The following is an 18,267-nucleotide window of genomic DNA, read 5'->3' on the forward strand; positions in this document are numbered from 1 at the left end:
CCGCGACCCCTTGCGTTGCGAAATCGCCACACCCACTTCCAGCGTGACCGCTCATGGCGTCGCTTTCCGAAGGGCGCCGAAGGGCTCACTATCCGCCTGTAGCAGGGGACAACCGCCGTGAACCTCGACCTCTATTCCGACCGCGCCAAGACCGCGATCCAGTCCGCCCAGAGCCTCGCCCTGGCCCGCCGCCACCAGCAGTTCGCGCCCGAGCATCTGCTCAAGGTGCTGCTGGAGGAGCGCGACGGCCTGGCCCGCAATCTGATCACCGCCGCCGGCGGCGACGCGGCCAAGGCCGAGCAAGCCGTCGAGACCGCCCTCAGCAAGCGGGCCCAAGTCTCCGGCGGCTCGGGCCAGCTGTATCTGGACGGCGACACCGCCCGGGTCTTCGCCGCCGCCGAGAACGCGGCGAAAAAGGCCGGTGACCAGTTCGTCACCACGGAACGCGTCCTGCACGCCATCGCCAAGGAGGGCGGGGTCGCCGCCACCGTGCTGGCCTCGGTGGGCGCCACGCCGGACGCCCTGAACGACGCCATCAACGAGCTGCGCAAGGGCAAGACCGCCGACTCCGCCGCCGCCGAGGACGCCTATGACGCCCTCAAGCGCTACGCCCGCGACCTGACCCAGGCCGCCCGCGACGGCAAGGTGGATCCGGTCATCGGCCGCGACGAGGAGATCCGCCGCACCATCCAGGTCCTCGCCCGCCGCACCAAGAACAACCCCGTCCTGATCGGCGAGCCCGGCGTCGGCAAGACCGCCATCATCGAGGGCCTCGCCCTGCGCATCGTCAACGGCGACGTGCCGGAATCCCTCAAGGACAAGAAGGTGCTGGCCCTGGACATGGGCGCCCTCATCGCCGGGGCGAAATACCGGGGCGAGTTCGAGGAGCGGCTCAAGGCCGTGCTGAACGAGGTCACCGCCGCCGAGGGCCAGATCGTCCTGTTCATCGACGAGATGCATACGCTGGTCGGCGCCGGAAAGACCGACGGGGCCATGGACGCCTCCAACCTGCTCAAACCCGCCCTGGCGCGCGGCGAGCTGCACTGCGTCGGCGCCACCACCCTGGACGAATACCGCAAGCACGTGGAGAAGGACGCCGCCCTGGCCCGCCGCTTCCAGCCGGTGTTCGTGGACGAGCCCAGCGTCGAGGACACCGTCTCGATCCTGCGCGGCCTCAAGGAGAAGTACGAGGTCCACCACGGGGTGCGCATCGCCGACGGCGCCATCGTCGCCGCCGCCACCCTGTCCAACCGCTACATCACCGACCGCTTCCTGCCCGACAAGGCCATCGACCTGATCGACGAGGCCGCGTCGCGCGTGCGCATGGCCGTGGACTCCAAGCCCGAGGCCCTGGACGAGATCGACCGCCGTCTGGTCCAGCTCAAGATCGAGCGCGAGGCCCTCAAGAAGGAGACCGATCAGGCCTCCAAGGCCCGCCTCGAAAAGCTGGACGAGGAGATCGACGGCCTGCAGGCCGAGTCCGACGACCTCACCGCCCGCTGGAAGGCGGAGAAGGACAAGGTCGGCCAGTCCGCCCAGCTGCGCGAGACCCTCGACCGCCTGCGCAATGAGCTGGCCGCCGCCCAGCGCGCCGGCGACCTGGCCCGCGCCTCGGAGATCGCCTACGGCCAGATCCCCGGCATCGAGAAGCAACTGGCCGAGGCCGAGGCCAACGAGGCCGACGCCTCCGGCCCCCTCACGCCGGAAGTGGTCGACGCCGCCCAGATCGCCGCCGTGGTCTCCCGCTGGACCGGGGTGCCGGTGGACAAGATGCTGGAGGGCGAGCGCGAAAAGCTGCTGTCCATGGAGGACGCCCTGCGCAACCGCGTGGTGGGTCAGGACGAGGCCCTGGCCGCCGTCTCCGACGCCGTACGCCGCGCCCGCGCCGGCCTCAACGACCCCAACCGCCCGCTGGGCAGCTTCCTGTTCCTGGGCCCCACGGGCGTGGGCAAGACCGAGCTGACGAAAGCACTCGCGGAGTTCCTGTTCGACGACGACGCCGCCATCACCCGGCTGGACATGTCCGAATACATGGAGAAGCACAGCGTCTCCCGCCTGATCGGCGCCCCTCCGGGCTATGTGGGCTATGACGAGGGCGGCGCCCTGACCGAGGCGGTGCGTCGGCGCCCCTATCAGGTGGTCCTGTTCGACGAGGTGGAGAAGGCCCACCCCGACGTGTTCAACGTGCTGCTGCAGGTGCTGGACGACGGCCGCCTGACCGACGGTCAGGGCCGCACCATCGACTTCCGCAACACCCTGATCATCATGACCTCCAACCTGGGGTCCGAGTATCTGTCGCAACAGGGCGAGGGCGACGACGTGGAGGCCGTGCGCCCGCTGGTCATGGAGGCCGTGCGCGGCCATTTCCGGCCCGAGTTCCTCAACCGCATCGACGAGATCGTGCTGTTCCAGCGCCTCGGCCGCGACCAGATGGCCGGCATCGTCCGCATCCAGCTGGGCCGCTTCGAGAAACTGCTGGCCGACCGCCGCCTGACCCTGTCCATCGACGACGCGGCGTTGGCCTGGCTCGCCGACCGCGGCTACGACCCGACGTATGGGGCCCGCCCCCTGAAGCGCGTCATCCAGAAGGACCTGGTCGACCCCATCGCGAGAAAGCTGCTCGCCGGCGAGATCGAGGACGGCGGAGTCATCGCGGTGTCAGCGGGCAGCGACGGTCTGACCATAGGAAAAGCCCAGGTCCACTAGGACCTGGGCCACCCAGGAATCGTCATCCCGGCCGAAGCGCAACGGAGCGCCGGGACGGGAAGGCGGTGGGGGATTAGGGGACGCGGGGCTGATCCTGACCCGGTGGTTGGATAAGCCGTCGCCGGAAAATTTGTTCGCAGGCCAGCTGCGTCCGCCCACACAATCATTCAAACAAACACGCTTGACACCGCTTGATTCGTGGAGCAAAGGGGTTGCCATGAAAAAGCTTCGCCTTAAATCCGGCCAGTTCGAAATCGAGCTCGAGAGCGACGACCTCAAGGGTGATCTTGAGATCATTTTTCAAGCCGTCCCATTTCTATCAGATAATCCGAGCGGAAAGGCAGAATCTCGGCCGCCGCAGACAGCAGGATTTGCGCCCGCCGAGGCTGAGCAGGATCCAGCCCTCTCACAGGGCATCAACTCCTACGTCGCAAAACTCAGAGCGGGCAGCGCTCGCGAAATGATGCGTGCCGCCTCCTATCATCTCACGTTTAATGACGGTCTTGATGAGTTTACAAAAGAAGAACTGTACGCTCGATGCAAGCAAGCCCGTGATTGGAAGGCCGACCATTCAAATCAGCAAGCAATAAATCTCCACAGAATGGTTAAGTCCGGAGAACTTACAGAGCGCGTAGGGGGTAAGTACTGTGTTCCGTCTAAGAAATTGGAAGAAGCCAAATCAGTGCTGCTGAATGACTAAACTTGCCTCCGATCTTGCGTCGCGTCGACGAACCAACACCGCCAAAGCATACATCCTTTTGGATGCAGCAGGTGGCACTTCCACGACAGGTGACTTGATCGCGCTCGCAAAGGCTAATGGGTGTCGGAGTGCAGCGAGATGGAATCTTGCTTCAATATTTTCGAGAAACCCAGAACGTGTCGCCAGAATGCAAGAAGGTTGGAGACTACTTGCCGATGGATATGCCTATCTGCAAACCCAAGGTTACGAACCAACGTCTCTAGCGCAAGGCTCCTCTGCGGCACACAATGAGGATAAATCGCTCCATATTGTCATTGGGCATGGCCGATCTCCGCTTTGGAAGGATCTGAAGGAGTGGCTCCAGGATGGGTATGACTGCACGGTGCATGAGTTCAATAGTCAGTCGATAGCCGGCGTCTCGACCAAGGAGCGCTTGGAGGCGCTCCTTGACTTGGCTGATGTGGCGTTTCTTGTGATGACGGCCGAAGATGAGCAAGCAGACGGCACGGTGCGTGCGCGTATGAATGTCGTGCACGAGGCTGGCCTGTTTCAGGGACGCTTAGGCTTTAAGAATGCGCCCATCCTCCTCGAGGACGGTTGCGAGGAGTTTAGCAACATCGCTGGGATTGGGCAGATCAGGTTTCCGACGAACGATCTCAACCCGGCCTTCCGGGAACTCGCCAAATATCTCAAGAATCAGCAGCCGCGCTTGCGTGCTTGAAGTAGGATAGAGCTAGGCCAACCGCCCCAGAAGAAAGTCCTGCCACGCTGCATAAACTACGCCCTCCGGTGCTCTAACGCGCTCATTTGACGTACCATAAGCGGATAGATGCCTGAGCAAAATCTGCTCCATCTGATAGGCCGGTGCGCCGTTCGGCCAAGTATGAGTGAGTACGACCTCCCAGCACTCACCATCCAACACCTCGCTCGGGACTGAAAAGTTGAGTGCCTGCCGACGCAGCAAGACGTTCTGACTTATACCGATCTTCCAGCAGGTCGATTTTCCGAAGCGCATCAGGTAGGTCGCGGTCGGCCCGTCTTCTCTGGCCACCAGTGCGGACCACTCGGATGGCGGTGGCCCCGGCTGTCCGGGGCTAGTGGCGTCCAGTTTCGGTTTCGCGGAGTGAAGCCTCTGCTGTTTAAGCGCCGCCGCCGAGGGGGGAAGGTCGACTTCCTCAATCTCCAACTCAAGGATTCGAGCCACTTCGTCGCTCGAAAGCTTGTCGGTTCCGGTAATGGCCGCGCTCGTCAATTGGCGGCCGATCACATCGCGAATGCGTGGCTTGTCGGGAAAGAGCCACGCGCGCGCTGCGGGCACCGCGTGCGGCCATTTGAAGACGCCATTCTCAAACAGGCGGTCCGGCAGTTCGGTGCCTGGCGGTATGAGGTCTTCAGCGTTCATTGGCGAACGAACAAACTCTATCAGGCCGAGGGCCCGTCCACGGCTTTCCTCAACTGTCGGCTCCCCCTGCGTGCCAACAGCCAGAATGAGGTCACCGGGCCGGCTGCGGGCGATCAATGCATCGCGGCTTCCCGCGTGTGTGAAGCCCGCAAAGGGGTGCCCGGTTGGATCGAAGCCCCAGAACCAAGTGCCGAACACTTGTGGCTCCCCTCGGTCCGCCGAGTATGCCGCATAGGCTTCCGCAGGGACGCGTGCACGGAGACGGTTGCCGACATTCATCCGTTGCTGACCTGGGTTCAGATCTGGGTAGTCGCCGCGCGCGTCTACGCCGTACTCGGCTGCCAGCGTGTAGAGACGATCAAGATCAAGTCGACCGTCCGCGCCCCTCGTTCGATCAGCAAGCCAAAGATTGAAGGGACTCTGGGCGGTGCGTTCTGTCCAGTGCGCCCGTTGCTCACGACTGATTTCCATTGACCGCCTCCTGCCTACACTTCCACTCTAGACGCGCATTGCGTCAACGGCGGACGTACGCTCGGCGCGATAATGGACTTCACGCCCGACCACCGCCCCACTTCCGCCCCAAGCGTGACACCCCCGCAACCTTCTGAAATCACGCCGTTTCATGACGGCGATTTAACTGAGGAGGTCGCCGTTCTGCTGCTATCGGCGAGGATGATCGGACCCTGTGAGTCCGAAGGGGCCCGACACCATGATCCGACTGAAAACCCTCCTGCTCACCGGCGCGGCCGTGGCCCTCATCGGCGCCCCCGCCTACGCCCCGGCCCATGCCCAGACCGCCCCGGCCGAACCGGCCCCGCAACCGGCCCCCGCCGACGCGCCCGCCGACGATCAGGCGCCCGAGGACGAAGACCCCACCACGGTCGAGGCGATCGTGGTCACCACCGACCCCACCGCCATCCGCACCTCCATCGACTCCACCAGCTACAGCCTGGCCAACGACCTGCAGGCCACCACCGGCAGCCTGGCGGACGCCCTGCGCAACATCCCGTCGGTGGACGTGGACCCCCAGGGCGGCGTGTCGCTGCGCGGCGACTCCAACGTCACCATCTTGGTGGACGGGCGTCCCTCCGGCATCCTGTCCGGCCCGGGCCGGGCCCAGGCCCTGCTCCAGCTGCCGGCGGACCAGTACGCCCGCATCGAGGTCATGACCAACCCGTCCGCCGCCTACAGCCCGGAAGGCTCCGGCGGGGTCATCAACCTGATCACCCGGCCCACCGCCCCGCGCGCCGGGGTCCAGAGCACCGGCTCTGTGCGCCTCAATGTGGGCGACGACGGCCGCTGGAACGCGGGGCTCAGCGGCTCGCGCCAGAAGGACGACCTGACCCTGTCGGGCGATCTCAGCTACCGCACCGACCCCAACACCTTCTCGTTCCTGCGCACGCGCGAACAGCTGGATCCCGTCACCGGCGCGGTGGTCTCGACCACCACCACCGACCAGACCATGGACATGGACCAGAGCGGCGCCTTCGGCCGCTTCACCGCCGAATACCGCCTGACCGACCGCACCAGCGTGACCGGCGAACTGCGCGGTGTGGCCTTCAGCGGCGAGGGCCTGAACAGCGCCCTGTACCAGACCCGCGACGCCGGCGGCGCCCTGACCGGCGCCTACAGTCGCGACGCCGACGTGGACTTCGACTTCACCAATTTCGGCGGCACGGCCCGCGTGGTGCACCGCTTCGACGATGCGGGCCATGAATGGTCCAACGAGCTGCGCTACGACGCCAACGGCAACGAGAACAGCGGCCTGGCCGTCAGCCGGTTCGCCACCCCCGCCGCCCCGGACGTGTACGAGCGGACCCTCCAGGACAACGACCAGACCACCCTGGGCTTCACCAGCGCCTATGTGCGGCCCTTCACCGAAGCCGGCCAGATGCGCCTCGGCTACGAGCTGAACCAGCAGCGCCCGGAGCAGGACGTGGTCTTCGCCCGCGGCCCGTCCGAGGCCGGCCTGGCCGTGATCCCCGGTCTCAGCAACCGCTTCGAGGGCCGCCAGACGGTCCACGCCGTGTACGGAACCTACGAGCGCCCCCTCAGCGAGAAGCTGTCGGCCCAGTGGGGCCTGCGTCTGGAGCAGGCGGACATCCGCATCGACGACCTGACCGGCGGCGTCTCGGCGTCCCAGGACTATTTCCGCGCCTATCCCTCGGCGCACGTCCAGTACCAGCTCACCGACGACCAGACCCTGCGCGCCAGCTATTCGCGCCGCATCCAGCGGCCGCAACTGGCCCAGCTGAACCCCTTCGTGTCCTATCAGGACCCCCAGAACCTGCGCTCGGGCAATCCCGATCTGGAGCCCCAGGAGACCGACGCCTTCGAGGTCATGTGGCAGATGCGCAAGAACCAGACCTTCTATCAGGCCACGGTCTATGTGCGTGACACCGACGGCGCCTTCACCGAGGCGGTCACCGATATCGGCGGCGGCGTCCTGCTGACCCGGCCCGAGAACCTGGGCTCGCGCCTGGACATGGGGCTGGAGCTGACCGCCAGCGGACGCCTGCACCCCACCCTGCGCTACAACGGCAGCCTCAACGTCTTCCGCCAGCAGATCGACTCCGCCGGCATTCCGGGCGGCGGCGACCGCGAGGCGACCCTGGCCAGCGGCCGCGTCAGCCTGAACTGGCAGCCGACCGAGAAGGATTTCCTGCAGGTGTCCGGCTTCTGGCAGGGCGAGACCCTGCTGGCCCAGGGCACGCGCGAGGCCGGCGGCATGCTCAACATCGGCTACCGCCGCAAGCTGACCGACAAGCTGTCGCTGAACATCACCGGCCGCGACGTGCTGAACAGCTTCAGCAACGACACGGTGTACGAGACCCCGCAGTTCCGCGAGCGGTTCGAGCAGGACATCCGCCTGCGCGCCTTCTACATCGGCCTCAGCTACAGCTTCGGCTCCGGCCCCCGCCGCCAGCCCGAACAGTTCGACTTCTCGACGTCCCCCACGGGGGGCTGAGCGGGGCGGGGGGCTAGTCGTCCCCCCGCTTCCTCCCTGTCCATTCTTCTGTTCCGCTCATCCCCGCGAAAGCGGGGACCCGGTTCTGTCCAGCTTGACGCCGGCGCTTCAGGACTTTCAAGCCACGGCCGCGCCCACCCGCCGTCACCCAAAGCGCTGGGTCCCCGCTTTCGCGGGGATGAGCGGAAGGGTGGGCTGGGCCCAGGACGGCCGCGTCCCGCCTTTTTAATCCCGCTGTCTACAGGCGCTCTATAATGCCCGCCTCGACCCTGATCCCCGGAGGCGATTTCTTACCATTGATACGATTCAGACCCTGTTTTTTCCGCCCCCGGAGTCTGAAATCCGGCGCCGATTTCGGACTATTCGGACTATTCAGACCCTGTTTTTTTGAGTCCGAATCTGAAATCCGAAGGCCCGCCCATGCACGTGCTCTACATCGACGCCGACGCCTGCCCCGTGAAGGACGAGTGCTTCCGCGTGGCCGAGCGGGTGGGCTTCCGGGCCGTGGTGGTCTCCAACGGCTGGATCAACCTGCCCCGCGCCCCCTTCATCGAGCAGGTGGTGGTGGAGGCGGGGCCGGACATCGCCGACGACTGGATCGCCGAGCGGGCGGGGCCGGGCGACATCGTGGTGACCTCCGACATCCCCCTGGCCGACCGCTGCCTGAAGGCCGGGGCCCAGGCCCTGCGGCCCAACGGCTCGGTGTTCACCCCCGACTCCATCGGCTCGGCCCTGGCCGGACGCATGGTGGGCGAGCACCTGCGCGGCATGGGCGTGGCCACCACGGGCCCGCCGCCCTTCGGCCCGCGCGACCGCTCCGCCTTCCTCCAGGCCCTGGACCGGGCCGTGGTCGTGGCGAAGCGGATTCGCCCCTGACGGGCCCGGCCTTTGCCCCGGCCCCCCGCTGGGGCATGGTGCGCCCATGAAACGCGCCCTGTTCAACCTGTTCCTGCTGGCCATCGCCGTGGCCGTCATCGGCTTCTTCGCCGCCCCCGGCGTGGCCTTCTTCGCCCTGCGCTCGGCCGCCCAGTCGGCGGACACGGGCAGCCTCAGCGAGCTGGTGGACTTCGGGGCGGTGCGCCAGTCCCTGCGGCCCCAGCTGGACGACCGGCCCGAGGCCCAGGCCCCGCCGCCCGCCTTCCTCGAGGATCCCATCGGGGCGGTGCGCCGCCAGCTGGAGGACGCCGCCCGCCCGACCGTGGACGTGGACGCCTACCTGACCCCCGCCGCCCTGTCGGGCCTGACCGCGGGCGAGGGCCGCTACGCCGCCCAGCGCTCGCGCCCCGACGCCGCGCCGCCCGAGACCGAGGCCGCGCCCTGGCCCGGTCCGCGCTACTGGGGGGTCAACCGGGTGCGCATGGCCGTGACCGACGAGGGCGGCTCCGAGACCGTGTTCACCTTCGAGCGCCGGGGCGCCTATCGCTGGGTTCTGGTCCACATCGGCCTGCCCGAAGGGGCCACGCCGGTCGTCGCGCCCGAGGCTAGCCCCGCCGCTTGAGGGTCACATAGATCGCCCCGTCGCCCCCGTGGCGGCGGTGGGCGGCGGCGAAGCCCGACACCACCCCGCGCAGGCCGGGGCCCTGCAGCCATTCGTGGATCGAGGCGCGGATGACCCCGCCGCCACGCCGGCCCTGGCCCGTGATCAGCAGCACCGCCCGCAGCCCCCGGGCCTGGCTGGCGGTCAGGAACGCCGTGACCTGGTCCTGGGCCTCGAACCGGCCGAAGCCGTGCAGGTCCAGGGTCGCCTCGATGGGGTCGCGCTCGCGGGCGATGCGACGGTGCCGGCGCGGCTCCAGCGGATCCGGCGCGCCGTGGGCGGTGCGGCCGGGGCCCTGGCTGGCGGGGGGCAGGGGCGCCGACGGGGCGGGCTTCGGCGGCTTGACGAAGCGGGGCGGGGCCTTCAGCGCCGACTGGGTCGAGGCGGCCGTCACGGCGATGCGCTCGGCCTTGCGGGGTTTGGCGGGGGACACGGTGCGCGCCACCTTGTCCCAGATGTCGCGATCCTCGGGCGTGAGCTTGCGCCCCATGACCCTATGCGCCGTCGTCGGTGTCGGCCTCGTCGGGCGTCTCGGCCGGACCCGGCTCCCACGCCAGCAGGTCGCCCGGCTGGCAGTCCAGCTCGCGGCACAGGGCGTCCAGGGTCGAGAAGCGGATGGCCCGCGCCTTGCCGGTCTTGAGGATCGAGAGATTGGCCAGGGTCACGCCCACGCGATCGGCCAGCTCCGTCAGCGACATGCGCCGATCGAGCAGGATGCGGTCAAGCTGGACGCGGATGGCCATGAAACAGATACGCTTTCGGGGAAACTCAGATTGTCAGTTCGGATTCGCGGCGCAGACGGGCGCCCTCGCGGAACACCTCGGCCAGCACGAACACGACTAGCACGGAAAACACGGGCGTCAGCAGTTCGCCGATGCCCTGCGGCGACAGGACGCCCGGCGCCACGCGCGCCATGGCCATCTGGGCCACGAACACGCCGCCGGTCACCACGGCCAGGATCACGCCCACCTGGCGGAGCCGGCGCACGTTCTCCGGATGGAAGGGGTCGCCCACGGTCAGGGTGCGGAAGATCATCCGCAGATTGCGCAGGATCAGGACGAAGCCGCCGAAATAGGCCGCCACGCAGCCGACGCCGAACACCACCAGCGATCGGGTCAGGGGCAGCTGGCGCTCGTCACGCACGGTGATCGTCAGGTTGTCGAGGGGAATGAACAGGGAGGCGATCAGAACCAGCAGCAGCACGCCGGTGACCAGCCAGAGAAGGATATAGGCGACGTCCAGCGCGGTCTTCAGCAGGCTGGACACGGAGCCCGGACCCAATGCCTTGAGGCTCGGGGCCTTGAGGCCGGAGGCTCTCAAGGCCGGTGGGCGAATCTGGATCGGCATGAGGGATCCGTTCCTGTCAGGCCGGGCGAAGGGGCGAAGGCGCCGCGCGGGGCCCGGCGAGCCCGCACGCGGTCTTGCTTTTCGCGTCCTTCATGATCGTCGTCAAAGCTCTTTCAGCGTGACCACGATCACAGGGACTGGACGACGATGGCCACAACGGCCAGAGGCAGGCCCGCCATCATCAGGCCGCTGACCAGGGTCACGCCGACCTTTTCCATCCACATCGAAACGTTCATCGTATGCATCGTCTGTCTCCGTCTTTCCTGAGGCGCCGTCCTCGGTGTTCCAGTGAGGATCGGCTATGTTGCGCCGCATCATTACAGGGGCTTAATCTTTCGCACCTGCAAGAACGTTGCGGCCCGTTCTTGGTGATTATCAATACGGATTAGCCGATAAACGGGCAAGCAGATTTATCGTTTTTCGATATTAAACTTTTGCAATGCATTAAACGCAGGTAAGGTCAAACATGAAAGCCAAGCTGGATAAGGGACAGAAGATCGTCGCGGCGACCCACAACCCGGGCAAGGCCGTCGAGATCGCCGCCCTTCTGGAGGGCCGTTTCGAGATTATTACGGCCAAGTCACTGAATTTGCCGGAGCCCGACGAGACGGAATCCACCTTCGTGGGCAATGCGGTGCTCAAGGCGCGGGCGGCGGCGGACGCTTCGGGCCTGGTCTCCATCGCCGATGACTCCGGTCTGTCGGTGGCCGCCCTGGACGGCGCGCCCGGCATTTTCTCGGCCCGATGGGCCGGCCCGGACAAGGACTTCGCCCATGCCATGAAGAAGGTGGAGGAGCGGCTGGAGGAAATCGGTTCGGACGACCGCAGTGCATGGTTCACCTCGGCCCTGGCCGTGGCCTGGCCGCACGGCCCGTGCCTTGTGGTCGAGGGGCGGGTGGAGGGCCGCCTGACCTTCCCGCCGAGGGGCGACAGGGGCTTCGGCTATGACCCCATCTTCGTCCCCGAAGGCGGCGACCTGACCTTCGGCGAGATGGATCCCGCCGACAAGGACGCCATCAGCCACCGCGCCCGCGCCTTCGCGAAACTGAAGGCCGCCCTGTTTGACTGAGCCGGACACGGTCGCGCTCTACGTCCACTGGCCGTACTGCGCCCGCATCTGCCCCTATTGCGACTTCAACGTGGTGCGTGACCGGGGGCGAACCGGGGAGCAGGCGGCGCTTGCCGACGCCATCGTCACGGACATGGAGGCCCAGGCCGCCCTGCTGGGTGAGCGTCGGCTGGCCTCCATCTTCTTCGGCGGGGGCACGCCCTCTCTGATGCCGCCGGACCAGGTCGCCCGCATCATCCAGCGCGCCCGCGCCCTGTTTCCGGGCGGCGGGGAGATCGAGATCACCCTGGAGGCCAATCCCACCGACGCGGAGGCGGCGCGCTTCGCCGCCCTGGCCCGGGCGGGCGTGAACCGTCTCTCGCTGGGGGTGCAGTCGTTGGACGACGAGGCCCTGCGGTTCCTGGGCCGCAACCATTCGGCGGCCGAGGCCATGCGGGCGCTGGAGCTGGCGCGGGCCGCCTTCGCGCGCCTGTCCATCGACCTGATCTACGCCCGCCCCGGCCAGACGGTCGCCCACTGGACCGAGGAGCTGAACCGGGCCGTCGATCTGGGGTTCGAACACGTCTCGCCCTATCAGCTGACCATAGAGCCCACGACCGCCTTCGGGCGGGCCTTCGCGCGCGGGACTCTGGTCCCGCCGGACGAGGATCTCGCCGCCGACCTCTATGAGACCACCCAGGCGGTGCTGGAGGCGCGCGGCTTCGACGCCTACGAGGTCTCCAACCACGCCCGGGGCGAGGCGGCGCGCTCGGCGCACAATCTGCATGTGTGGCGGGGTGGGGATTATGTGGGCGTGGGTCCCGGCGCCCACGGCCGGCTGATGCTGGACGGCGCGCGCACCGCCACCGTCGCCCACCGCAGCATCGCGGACTATCTGGCGGGCGTCGCCGCCGGCCGGCCCTGGAGCGAGGACCAGCGCCTGTCGCCGCTCGAGGCCGACGAGGAGCGCCTGCTGCTGGGTCTGCGCACCACCGAGGGCGTCTCCGTCGACCTGATCAACCGCATGGGCCTTGGCGACCGGGTCCAGGACCTGGAACAGGCGGGCCGGCTCACCCTTTCCGACGGCCGCGTCGCCGCGTCGCCCGAGGGCCGTCCGGTCCTCGACGCCCTGCTGCGGGTCCTGCTGACCTGAGACGTCTCCGATCTGACGTGCTCACCCCGCCCGCGCGAAATAGCCCTCGATCACCCGCTCATAGACCCGCGTCAGGTCGATGATCTCCTGTACCGGAACGCGCTCGTCGATCTGGTGGATGGTCTGGCCCACCAGACCCAGCTCCAGCACCGGCGCCATGCGGGTGATGAAGCGGGCGTCCGAGGTGCCGCCGCTGGTGGACGGCTCGGGACGGCGGCCCGTCACCGCCTCCACCGCGTCCTGAACCGCCAGAACGAACGGCCCCTCTTCGGTCAGGAAGGCGTCGCCCGAGTGCAGGAACTCCACCCCCACGCCGCAACCGCTGTCGCCTTGCGCCGCCTCGACCCGCTCGCGGATCCAGGCCATCAGGCTTTCGCCCGTGTGGGCCGGGTTGAAGCGGATGTTCAGCCGCCCGGTCGCCGTGTCCGGAATCACGTTCATGGCCGGATTGGCGATGTCGATGGTGGTGATCTCGAGGTTCGAGGGCGGGAATTCCGGATAGCCTTCGTCCAGCACATGGGCGTCCAGCTCGGCCAGCAGCCGCGCCAGCACCGGGGCCGGATTGGCCGCCCGCTCCGGATAGGCCACGTGGCCCTGACGCCCCTTCACCGTGATCCAGGCGTTAAGCGAGCCGCGCCGCCCGATCTTGATGGTGTCGCCCAGCTCCCGCGCCGAAGAAGGCTCGCCCACCACGCAGGCGTCGATGACCTCGCCCTCGTCCATCAGGGCCTGCACCACAGCCTTGGTCCCGTGAATGGCGCGGCCTTCCTCGTCGCCGGTGATCAGCAGCGACAGGGAGCCTCCGGGGTCACCTTTCGCCAACACGCCGTCCACTGCCGCGATCCAGGCGGCGATACAGCCCTTCATGTCGGCGGCGCCGCGCCCGTACAGCACCCCGTCCTCGATGGCCGCCTCGAACGGCGGATGCCGCCAGGCCTCCAGCGGCCCGGTGGACACCACGTCCGTATGGCCGGCGAAGCACAGGTTCGGCCCCTCGGTCCCGCGCCTGGCATACAGGTTCTCGATGCCCTCGAACGGCATGCGGCGGCAGGCGAAGCCCAGCCGCGCCAGCTGGGCCTGCACCAGATCCATGGCCCCCTCGTCGGCGGGGGTGATGGACGGAATGCGGATCAGGTCTTGCGTCAGGCGCACGGGATCGACAGATGCGGTCATGGCCCAGCTTTAGGACGGGCCAGCGCCCGGGAGAAGACCGTCATGCCCAGGATTGATCTCGAAACCGCGCCCGCCGGACACGGAACCACCTATCCCGACAAGCACGCCGGGCCGTGCCTGGGCCGTCGGCGCTGGCGTCTGGGTGACGCGGCGGGCCTCAGCCAGTTCGGGGTCAACCTGCTGCACCTGTCGCCCGGCGACTGGTCCAGCCAGCGCCACTGGCACGAAGGCGAGGACGAGTTCGTCTGGGTGATGCAGGGCCAGGTGGTGCTGGTCGAGGAGGACGGCGAAACGATCCTCAACGCGGGCGACTGCGCGGGGTTCAAGGCCGGCGTGGCCAACGGCCACAAGATCGAGAACCGCTCGGGCGTCCTGGCCGTGCTGCTGGAGGTGGGAACCCGCACCCCCGGCGGCGACGCCTGCGACTATCCCGACATCGACATGGTCCTGCCGAAAGGCGCGGACCGCTATTTCCACCGCGACGGGACGCCCTATCCGAAGTATTCCCGGCGGTCGTGAGCGTAGAGACCCCCGAAAACCCGAATCCGTCCGCCCGCGAGCCGGACATTCCCGGTGGCGGCCACGACAGCCCATGGGGCATCCGCGACTTCCGCTATCTGTGGATCGGGAGGGTGCTGGCGGTGCTGGCCATCCAGACCCAGTCCTCGGCCCTGTTATGGCAGGTCTATGAGATCGCCCGGCGCGACCACCCCATCGAACAGGCCAGCCTGTATCTGGGCCTTGTCGGCCTGGTGCAGTTCCTGCCGCTGCTGGCCTTCACCCTGCCCGCCGGCGAGATGGCCGACCGCCGCGACCGCAAGCTGACGGTCATCATCTCGGTGATCGTGGAGGGGCTGTGCGCCGTGGGCTTTCTGGCCATGGCCATCCACGGCTCGCCGCCCCTTTGGGGTCTGCTGGCGGTTGCGGCCCTGTTCGGGGCCTGCCGGGCCTTCCTGGCCCCCGCGTCCCAGGCCTTCCTGCCCATGGTCGTGGGCCGCCGGGCCCTGCCGCCCGCCATCGCGGCCCAGTCCATCGCCTTCCAGACCGGGGCCATCGCCGGCCCGGCGCTGGGCGGGGTGATCGTCGGCATCTCCGTGCCGCTGGCCTATGCGGTCGCCCTGTCCATGTTCATCGCCGCCGCTGCGGCCATCGCCCTGATCCGCACCAGCGGCAAGCCCGAGGTCATCCCGGGCGGCCCGTCCCGCTTCGCCGCGGTGCAGGAGGGGCTGGCCTATGTCTGGAAGACCAAGATGGTGCTGGGGGCCATCTCGCTGGACCTGATCGTGGTGCTGCTGGCGGGCGTAGCCTTGCTGACCCCCATCTTCGCCCGCGACATCCTGCATGTGGGGCCCGAGGGCTTCGGCCTGCTGCGCGCCTCGTTCGGCGTGGGCGCCCTGACGGTGGCGGTGTGGCTGTCGCGCTTTCCGATCCGGCGGCGCGGGGGGTGGTGGATGTTCGGCGCTGTGGCCGTGTTCGGCCTGTGCACCCTGACCTTCGGCCTGTCCCAGTGGTTCTGGCTGTCGGTGATGGTGCTGTTCCTGGGCGGGGCGGCGGACATGATCAGCGTCAACATCCGCCAGACCCTGATCCAGCTGGCCACGCCGGATCACATGCGCGGCCGGGTCAGTTCGGTGTCCATGCTGTTCATCGGCGCCTCCAACGAACTGGGCGAGGCCTATTCCGGCGTGGCGGTGCGTTTCCTGGGGCCCGTGGGCGCGGCTGTGTTCGGCGGCTTCGGCGCCCTGGCCTCCACCGGCATCTGGGCCAGGCTGTTCCCCGACCTGCGAAAGGCCGACAAGCTGACCTAGGCCCGCCCGATGGAGCTGTATTTGAACCCGTGCGCCCGCATGTCCTCGGGCCGGTAGACGTTGCGCAGATCCACCACCACGGGAGCCTTCATCAGCCCCTTGAGCCGGTCCAGGTCCAGCGCCCGGAACTGGTCCCATTCGGTCAGGATCACCGCCACGTCCGCGCCCTCGACCGCCGAGTACGGACCGTCCACGAAGGTCAGGCCGTCGAGAACCTTGGCCGCCTCCTCCATGCCTTCGGGATCGAAGGCCCGGACGGCCGCCCCCATGGCCAGCAGGGCCGGAACCACGTCCAGCGACGGCGCGTCACGCATGTCGTCGGTGTTGGGCTTGAACGTCAGGCCCAGGATGGCGACGGTCTTGCCCTTCAGCTCGCCCGCCGCCTCGGTCACCCGTCCGGCCATGGCCTTCTTGCGCGCGTCGTTGACCTCCACCGTGGTCTTCACCAGCCGCACGGGCGAGCCCGCGTCGTCGGCGGTGCGCACCAGGGCCAGGGTGTCCTTGGGAAAGCAGCTGCCGCCGTAGCCCGGCCCGGCGTTGAGGAATTTGGACCCGATGCGGTTGTCCAGGCCGATCCCGCGGGCCAGTTGCTGCACGTCAGCGCCCACGGCCTCGCACAGGTCCGCCATCTCGTTGATGAAGGTGATCTTCATGGCCAGGAAGGCGTTGGCCGCATATTTGATCAGTTCGGATGTGCGGCGTCCGGTGAACAGGATCGGCGTCTCGTTCAGCTTCAGCGGCCGGTACAACTCGCGCATCACCTCGCGCGCGCGCTCGTCGTCGGTCCCGACAACCACCCGGTCGGGGCGCTTGAAGTCCTCGATGGCCGCGCCCTCGCGCAGGAACTCAGGGTTGGAGACGACAGCGAACTCGGCGTCCGGACGGCGCTCGCGGATGATGCGCTCGATCTCGTCGCCGGCGCCCACCGGCACTGTCGACTTGGTCACGACCACGGTGAAGCCCTGCATCAGGTCCGCGATTTCGGCAGCGGCGGCGTGGACGTAGGACAGGTCCGCATGGCCGTCGCCGCGACGCGACGGCGTGCCCACGGCGATGAACACGGCGTCGGCCTCCGCGATCGCCTCGGCCGGATCGGTGGCGAAGCTCAGCCGGCCGTCGCGCACATTGTTGGCCACCAGGGCGTCCAGACCCGGCTCGTAGATGGGAATGCCGCCGCCCTTCAGACGGGCGATCTTGGCCTCGTCCGTGTCGATGCACACCACGCGGTGGCCGAAGTCAGCGAAACAGGCGCCCGAGACGAGGCCCACATAGCCGGTTCCGATCATCGCCACGCGCATGGGCTGGTCCTCTCTGGGAAATCTTCATGGCGGCATAGCGGGACGAACGGGTCCGCGCCACCCCGGCGGCGACGCTTCACCCATTGGTCACACGCCGTTAACCGTCCTCGCTGAGGGGCGGGAAACCCCGATATGGGACATTGGTCCCATGAGGGACGTCGCTGACATGACCGATCCGGCCACGCCGCCGCGCCGCATCCGCCTCCTGGGCGGCGAAGTGGACGTCATGACGACGGACCAGCTGCTGGATTTCATCGGCGCCCGCGTCGCCGCCCGTGGCCCCGCCCTGATCGTCAATCACAATCTTCACAGCCTGCATCTGTGGCGGCGCACCCCCGCCATGGCGGCCCTGTACGCCCGCGCCGACCGGGTGGAGATCGATTCCACGCCGCTGATCGCCTGGGGCCGGCTGATGGGGCAGGACGTGGGGCGGGCGCACCGCCTGACCTATCTGGACTGGCGCGAGGCGTTCTGGCGCCGCGCCGCAGCCGACGGCTGGCGTGTGTTCCACCTGGGCTGCGCGCCGGGGGTGGGGGAGAAGGCGGTCGCCGCGATCACGGAACGCCATCCCGGCCTGACGCTGTCCACCCGCAACGGCTTCTTCGACGTGACGGGGCCGGAGAACGACGCCGTCCTGGCGGCCATCCGCAACCATCAGCCCGACATTCTGCTCGTCGGCATGGGCATGCCGCGTCAGGAGACCTGGATCGAGACCAACCGCGACCGTCTCCCGCCGTGCGTGATCATGCCCATCGGCGGCGCCCTGGCCTATGAGGCGGGTGTGGTGGCCACGCCGCCCCGCTGGACAGGCCGGCTGGGCGTGGAATGGCTCTGGCGTTTCGCCACCGAACCGAAGCGCCTGTTCCACCGCTATTTCGTCGAGCCCTGGGCCCTCGCCCCCCAGGCGGCGGGCGACATTCGGCGACGCCTGTTCCCGGCAGCCTGAGCTTTTTCCTCATCGCCCATGAAAAACGCCCGCCTGGCGTGAGCCGGGCGGGCGTTTTGAAGTCTTGGCCGATGGCCGTCGACATCTTCAGGAGCGTCCCTCCCGGCCGAAGCCGGGAGGGTTTGGCCCTTAGAAGTTGATGTCGATGGTGGCGCGCCGGTTGAGCGGCTCACGCACGCCG

17 protein-coding genes are annotated in these 18,267 nt (G+C 67.9%); 11 read left to right on the top strand and 6 right to left on the bottom strand.

Translation table 11 applies throughout. From position 1 onward, the window contains the following. Positions 1-117: 117 nt before the first annotated feature. From clpB to IWC96_RS12745, 3 genes are all read left to right on the top strand, one after another. On the top strand, positions 118-2,706 hold the full coding sequence (gene clpB, locus IWC96_RS12735; RefSeq protein ID WP_021698594.1) for an ATP-dependent chaperone ClpB: 2,589 nt from the start codon (positions 118-120) through the stop codon (positions 2,704-2,706). Between the two features lie 217 nt (positions 2,707-2,923). After that, entirely contained in the window at positions 2,924-3,406 is a 483-nt protein-coding gene (locus IWC96_RS12740; RefSeq protein WP_148291568.1) for a hypothetical protein, read from the top strand. After that, a complete protein-coding gene (locus tag IWC96_RS12745; RefSeq protein WP_081703546.1) occupies positions 3,399-4,127 on the top strand; it encodes a TIR domain-containing protein in 729 nt (242 codons plus the stop codon). Before IWC96_RS12740 ends, IWC96_RS12745 begins: the two co-directional genes overlap by 8 nt. A 12-nt stretch (positions 4,128-4,139) precedes the next feature. On the opposite strand, the gene IWC96_RS12750 is transcribed toward IWC96_RS12745, so the two are convergent. Then, positions 4,140-5,279 carry a hypothetical protein gene (locus IWC96_RS12750; protein ID WP_148291567.1) on the bottom strand — a complete coding sequence of 380 codons (1,140 nt, stop codon included), beginning with the start codon at positions 5,277-5,279 and terminating at the stop codon, positions 4,140-4,142. 238 nt (positions 5,280-5,517) lie between these two features. Here IWC96_RS12750 and IWC96_RS12755 point away from each other — a divergent pair, with 238 nt between their 5' ends. From IWC96_RS12755 to IWC96_RS12765, 3 genes are all read left to right on the top strand, one after another. Beyond that, positions 5,518-7,776 (top strand): TonB-dependent receptor domain-containing protein, encoded by a 2,259-nt coding sequence (locus tag IWC96_RS12755; protein ID WP_196839042.1) that lies wholly within the window; start codon positions 5,518-5,520, stop codon positions 7,774-7,776. 420 nt (positions 7,777-8,196) lie between these two features. Then, positions 8,197-8,652 (top strand): YaiI/YqxD family protein, encoded by a 456-nt coding sequence (locus IWC96_RS12760; RefSeq protein ID WP_196839043.1) that lies wholly within the window; start codon positions 8,197-8,199, stop codon positions 8,650-8,652. Between the two features lie 46 nt (positions 8,653-8,698). After that, the gene (locus IWC96_RS12765; RefSeq protein ID WP_196839044.1) at positions 8,699-9,274 is read left to right on the top strand and encodes a DUF2939 domain-containing protein; all 576 of its coding nucleotides are present in this window, start codon (positions 8,699-8,701) and stop codon (positions 9,272-9,274) included. Here IWC96_RS12765 and IWC96_RS12770 read toward each other — a convergent pair. Genes IWC96_RS12770 through IWC96_RS12780 form a run of 3 tightly spaced genes read right to left on the bottom strand, consistent with a single transcriptional unit; the run spans position 9,258 to position 10,660 of the window. Next, positions 9,258-9,803 (bottom strand): Smr/MutS family protein, encoded by a 546-nt coding sequence (locus IWC96_RS12770; protein ID WP_196839045.1) that lies wholly within the window; start codon positions 9,801-9,803, stop codon positions 9,258-9,260. The genes IWC96_RS12765 and IWC96_RS12770 overlap by 17 nt on opposite strands. A 4-nt stretch (positions 9,804-9,807) precedes the next feature. Beyond that, on the bottom strand, positions 9,808-10,056 hold the full coding sequence (locus IWC96_RS12775; RefSeq protein ID WP_196839046.1) for a helix-turn-helix transcriptional regulator: 249 nt from the start codon (positions 10,054-10,056) through the stop codon (positions 9,808-9,810). Positions 10,057-10,081: 25 nt separating this feature from the next. Then, a complete protein-coding gene (locus IWC96_RS12780) occupies positions 10,082-10,660 on the bottom strand; it encodes a DUF2975 domain-containing protein (RefSeq protein WP_196839047.1) in 579 nt (192 codons plus the stop codon). Between the two features lie 466 nt (positions 10,661-11,126). Between IWC96_RS12780 and rdgB the strand changes: the two genes are divergently transcribed. Then, entirely contained in the window at positions 11,127-11,729 is a 603-nt protein-coding gene (gene rdgB, locus IWC96_RS12785) for an RdgB/HAM1 family non-canonical purine NTP pyrophosphatase (RefSeq protein WP_196839048.1), read from the top strand. After that, positions 11,722-12,861 (top strand): radical SAM family heme chaperone HemW, encoded by a 1,140-nt coding sequence (gene hemW, locus IWC96_RS12790; protein ID WP_196839049.1) that lies wholly within the window; start codon positions 11,722-11,724, stop codon positions 12,859-12,861. Before rdgB ends, hemW begins: the two co-directional genes overlap by 8 nt. Before the next feature lie 21 nt (positions 12,862-12,882). Here hemW and dapE read toward each other — a convergent pair whose 3' ends face one another. Further along, positions 12,883-14,034, bottom strand: a complete 1,152-nt coding sequence (gene dapE, locus IWC96_RS12795) for a succinyl-diaminopimelate desuccinylase (RefSeq protein WP_196839050.1) — start codon at positions 14,032-14,034, stop codon at positions 12,883-12,885. Positions 14,035-14,076: 42 nt separating this feature from the next. On the opposite strand from dapE, the gene IWC96_RS12800 reads away from it, so the two are divergent. Next, the gene (locus IWC96_RS12800) at positions 14,077-14,553 is read left to right on the top strand and encodes a cupin domain-containing protein (RefSeq protein WP_196839051.1); all 477 of its coding nucleotides are present in this window, start codon (positions 14,077-14,079) and stop codon (positions 14,551-14,553) included. After that, complete coding sequence (locus tag IWC96_RS12805; protein WP_370541142.1) at positions 14,550-15,842, top strand: MFS transporter; 1,293 nt, start codon at positions 14,550-14,552, stop codon at positions 15,840-15,842. The genes IWC96_RS12800 and IWC96_RS12805 overlap by 4 nt, the downstream gene beginning before the upstream one ends. Here the strand turns inward: IWC96_RS12805 and IWC96_RS12810 are convergent. Continuing rightward, positions 15,839-17,140 (bottom strand): UDP-glucose/GDP-mannose dehydrogenase family protein, encoded by a 1,302-nt coding sequence (locus IWC96_RS12810; protein WP_196839052.1) that lies wholly within the window; start codon positions 17,138-17,140, stop codon positions 15,839-15,841. The genes IWC96_RS12805 and IWC96_RS12810 overlap by 4 nt on opposite strands. A gap of 148 nt (positions 17,141-17,288) precedes the next feature. Here IWC96_RS12810 and IWC96_RS12815 point away from each other — a divergent pair, with 148 nt between their 5' ends. Next, complete coding sequence (locus tag IWC96_RS12815; protein WP_231379065.1) at positions 17,289-18,086, top strand: WecB/TagA/CpsF family glycosyltransferase; 798 nt, start codon at positions 17,289-17,291, stop codon at positions 18,084-18,086. Positions 18,087-18,267: the final 181 nt, after the last annotated feature.

The organism is Brevundimonas sp. BAL450 (assembly GCF_015767455.1).
Lineage (GTDB): Bacteria > Pseudomonadota > Alphaproteobacteria > Caulobacterales > Caulobacteraceae > Brevundimonas > Brevundimonas abyssalis.

What these genes read in the sequence shown, in the direction of transcription:
- IWC96_RS12760 (WP_196839043.1), top strand. Translation starts at nt 8,197, where the DNA reads ATGCACGTGCTCTACATCGACGCCGACGCCTGCCCCGTGAAGGACGAG.
- IWC96_RS12740 (WP_148291568.1), top strand. Translation starts at nt 2,924, where the DNA reads ATGAAAAAGCTTCGCCTTAAATCCGGCCAGTTCGAAATCGAGCTCGAG.
- IWC96_RS12775 (WP_196839046.1), bottom strand. Translation starts at nt 10,056, where the DNA reads ATGGCCATCCGCGTCCAGCTTGACCGCATCCTGCTCGATCGGCGCATG.
- IWC96_RS12770 (WP_196839045.1), bottom strand. Translation starts at nt 9,803, where the DNA reads ATGGGGCGCAAGCTCACGCCCGAGGATCGCGACATCTGGGACAAGGTG.
- IWC96_RS12780 (WP_196839047.1), bottom strand. Translation starts at nt 10,660, where the DNA reads ATGCCGATCCAGATTCGCCCACCGGCCTTGAGAGCCTCCGGCCTCAAG.
- IWC96_RS12815 (WP_231379065.1), top strand. Translation starts at nt 17,289, where the DNA reads ATGAGGGACGTCGCTGACATGACCGATCCGGCCACGCCGCCGCGCCGC.
- dapE (WP_196839050.1), bottom strand. Translation starts at nt 14,034, where the DNA reads ATGACCGCATCTGTCGATCCCGTGCGCCTGACGCAAGACCTGATCCGC.
- IWC96_RS12810 (WP_196839052.1), bottom strand. Translation starts at nt 17,140, where the DNA reads ATGCGCGTGGCGATGATCGGAACCGGCTATGTGGGCCTCGTCTCGGGC.
- IWC96_RS12800 (WP_196839051.1), top strand. Translation starts at nt 14,077, where the DNA reads ATGCCCAGGATTGATCTCGAAACCGCGCCCGCCGGACACGGAACCACC.
- IWC96_RS12745 (WP_081703546.1), top strand. Translation starts at nt 3,399, where the DNA reads ATGACTAAACTTGCCTCCGATCTTGCGTCGCGTCGACGAACCAACACC.
- IWC96_RS12755 (WP_196839042.1), top strand. Translation starts at nt 5,518, where the DNA reads ATGATCCGACTGAAAACCCTCCTGCTCACCGGCGCGGCCGTGGCCCTC.
- rdgB (WP_196839048.1), top strand. Translation starts at nt 11,127, where the DNA reads ATGAAAGCCAAGCTGGATAAGGGACAGAAGATCGTCGCGGCGACCCAC.
- IWC96_RS12750 (WP_148291567.1), bottom strand. Translation starts at nt 5,279, where the DNA reads ATGGAAATCAGTCGTGAGCAACGGGCGCACTGGACAGAACGCACCGCC.
- IWC96_RS12765 (WP_196839044.1), top strand. Translation starts at nt 8,699, where the DNA reads ATGAAACGCGCCCTGTTCAACCTGTTCCTGCTGGCCATCGCCGTGGCC.